General features: G+C 46.5%; 2 protein-coding genes. One reads left to right on the forward strand and one right to left on the reverse strand.

Annotated features, from left to right (window positions below; all coding sequences use genetic code 11):
* Positions 1-192: 192 nt before the first annotated feature.
* Complete coding sequence (locus QT974_RS33150) at positions 193-1,209, reverse strand: sulfate/molybdate ABC transporter ATP-binding protein (protein ID WP_333472607.1); 1,017 nt, start codon at positions 1,207-1,209, stop codon at positions 193-195.
* Between the two features lie 442 nt (positions 1,210-1,651).
* Here QT974_RS33150 and argC point away from each other — a divergent pair, with 442 nt between their 5' ends.
* Complete coding sequence (gene argC, locus QT974_RS33155; RefSeq protein WP_333472608.1) at positions 1,652-2,710, forward strand: N-acetyl-gamma-glutamyl-phosphate reductase; 1,059 nt, start codon at positions 1,652-1,654, stop codon at positions 2,708-2,710.
* Positions 2,711-2,835 lie beyond the last annotated feature (125 nt).

The raw sequence follows: 2,835 nt of genomic DNA on the forward strand, positions 1-2,835 counted from the left end.
CCCGGATTCATCCGTGGGGTCAATGCTTCAATCTAAAATCTCAAATCTCAAATCTCAAATCGATTGACGCTTGACTTTAATTCCTTACTACAAATAGAACGTTTGTAGTGAGAGCTTTAGCGGAATCCATGACTAGGATTAAAGTCCTTACTACCAGCCAATTTTATGGTGTTGTTATTAGAGGATATGAGATCAGATCGAATAAAAAAGTGGAAATGACTTGGCATCTTTCGGCTTGACGAAGACTCTTTGCTGCGGTTGTAACTGCAATTGGTCAAATTTTTCTCTGGTCAAATTAGCGTTGACAACTTGACCGTCATCTAGCGTTAATTCTACCTGAATTTCCCATCCCAAATGAATTAAGCGGCTGATTCTAGCAGGGACTGTTGCACTATTTTCTGTTGTTTCAATTACTACGTCATGAGGGCGCAAGAAAATCTCTGGGTTGGCTGAGTCAAAGCCGTTGTCTTGAAACATTCTCGAACTGCTGGGTAACACGTTGACGGGCCCGATAAAACTCATGACAAATGCACTAGCTGGATGGTCGTAAATTTCTGCGGGTGTGCCTACTTGTTCGATTTTACCTTTATTCATTACTGTAATTCGATCGGCAACTTCCATCGCTTCTTCTTGATCGTGCGTCACAAAGACTGTGGTAACGTGCACTTCGTCGTGGAGCCTGCGCAACCAAGCGCGTAAATCTTTGCGGACTTTGGCATCGAGAGCTCCAAAAGGTTCGTCTAGCAGCAAAACTTTTGGTTCCACAGCCAGGGCTCGCGCGAGGGCTACCCGCTGGCGCTGGCCTCCTGAAAGTTGCGACGGGTATCTGTCGCCCAATCCTCCCAATTGCACTAAATTTAACAATTCTTCGACGCGCGATTTGACTTTTGCGGGCGCTGTTTTCTGAATTTCCATACCGAAAGCGATATTTTTTCGCACTGTCATGTGCTTGAATAGCGCGTAATGCTGAAACACAAATCCAATATTGCGGTCTTGGACGCTAGTATTGGTGGCATCTTGGCCTGTCAGCCAGATTTTGCCGGAGTCGGGCATTTCTAAACCTGCAATCAGTCGCAGCAGTGTAGACTTGCCCGAACCAGACGGCCCCAGCAGTGCGACTAGAGAACCTGATTCAATTTTCAAGCTGACTCGATCGAGTGCTTGAAAACTGCCAAACTGTTTTGATACGTCTTCTACAACTATTCCCATGTGAAGTTCGGCAACCGATGAGTGTAATGGATTTAACGGATGGATGTTGAGCTTTGAGGTTCGAGGAAACAGGTAAAAATATTAATCCCCGGTTTCTGGATAGATTTATGTAAGATTTTATAGCACGATCGCACATCCGTTGCTTAATTTTAGGGTTTTGGCGATCGCACATCCGTTTTTAGATTGGAGATTTTAGATTTGAGATTGACTTGCAGCGCCGTGAATCTGGAAGATTGCAGGAGTCGGAAATTTGGGCCTCTCCACCACAGCCCTGAGGGGCTTTGTATTCGTTTTTCGGCGGGGTCAAACACCGGAAAATTCACAAAAACCCACGTCAATAACAAAACAACACAATTATTTGCCACCAAAGTTGGCGTTTGGTACTACAATGCAGCAAAAGTTCAAGCGTTTTTGACTTCAAAGGCTGAGGGGATAAAGGAAAATGGGAGATGTTAGACCTGTGCCTGTAGGCATAGTTGGCGCTTCAGGTTATGGCGGCGTACAACTGGTGCGCCTGCTGGCGGATCACCCAGCGGCAGAAGTAGTGTATGTAGGCGGGGATAGCAGTGCGGGAAAACCTTTTTCCAGCCTTTATCCGCATCTGACTAACTGCATTGATTTGACTGTAGAGGCGATCGACCTAGATAAAATAGCGGCAAAATGTGAAGTTGTGTTTCTGTCGCTGCCGAACGGTTTAGCTTGCCAAATGGCACCGACGCTGATTGAAGGCGGCTGCAAAGTCTTGGATTTGTCGGCTGACTACAGATTTGAAAATCTGGACACTTACAAAGCTTGGTACGGTGGCGAGCGATCGGACTCTGCCTTAGCTGCAACGGCTGTTTACGGTTTGCCAGAATTGTATCGCGATCGCATTAAAAATGCTCAATTAGTAGGCTGTGCCGGTTGTTACGTCACAGCTAGTTTATTAGCCCTGGCGCCTTTACTCAAACAAGGTCTGATCGTGCCAGAAACAGCAATTATCGACGCCAAATCAGGATCTTCGGGAGGGGGCCGCAAAGCCGAAGTTAATCTGTTGTTGGCAGAAGCTGACAATTCCATAGGCGCTTACGGCGTTGGCCGCCACCGCCACACCCCAGAAATTGAGCAAGTTTGCAGCGATTTAGCGGGACAAGATATCAAAGTTCAATTTACTCCCCACCTGATGCCGATGGTGCGGGGAATTCTGGCAACTGTTTACGCTTCTTTGCGCGATCCGGGATTAGTGCGAGAAGATTTAATTACAATTTTCACCGCTTTTTACCGCAATTCTCCTTTGGTAAAAGTGTTGCCTGCTGGGGTTTATCCGCAATCTAAATGGGCTTGCGGCACGAATCTTTGTTACATAGGCGTGGAAGTAGATCCGCGTACCGATCGGGTAATTGTGATGTCGGCGATCGACAATTTAATTAAAGGTCAAGCCGGTCAAGGCATTCAGTGCATGAACTTGATGATGGGTTGGGAAGAAACTTTGGGTTTACCTCAATTGGCTTTCTATCCGTGATTATTGGAAATTGGTAATACCCAGATTTAACTGGAATAAATGTCGCTTGTAGTCGAGACCCGATCCCCCTAAATCCCCCGATCGAAGGGGGACTTTGAATGCTTCTTGTCCCCCCCTTCGATCGG

The sequence above is a fragment of the Microcoleus sp. BM001215392 genome, from assembly GCF_036700185.1.
Classification (GTDB): domain Bacteria; phylum Cyanobacteriota; class Cyanobacteriia; order Cyanobacteriales; family Microcoleaceae; genus Microcoleus.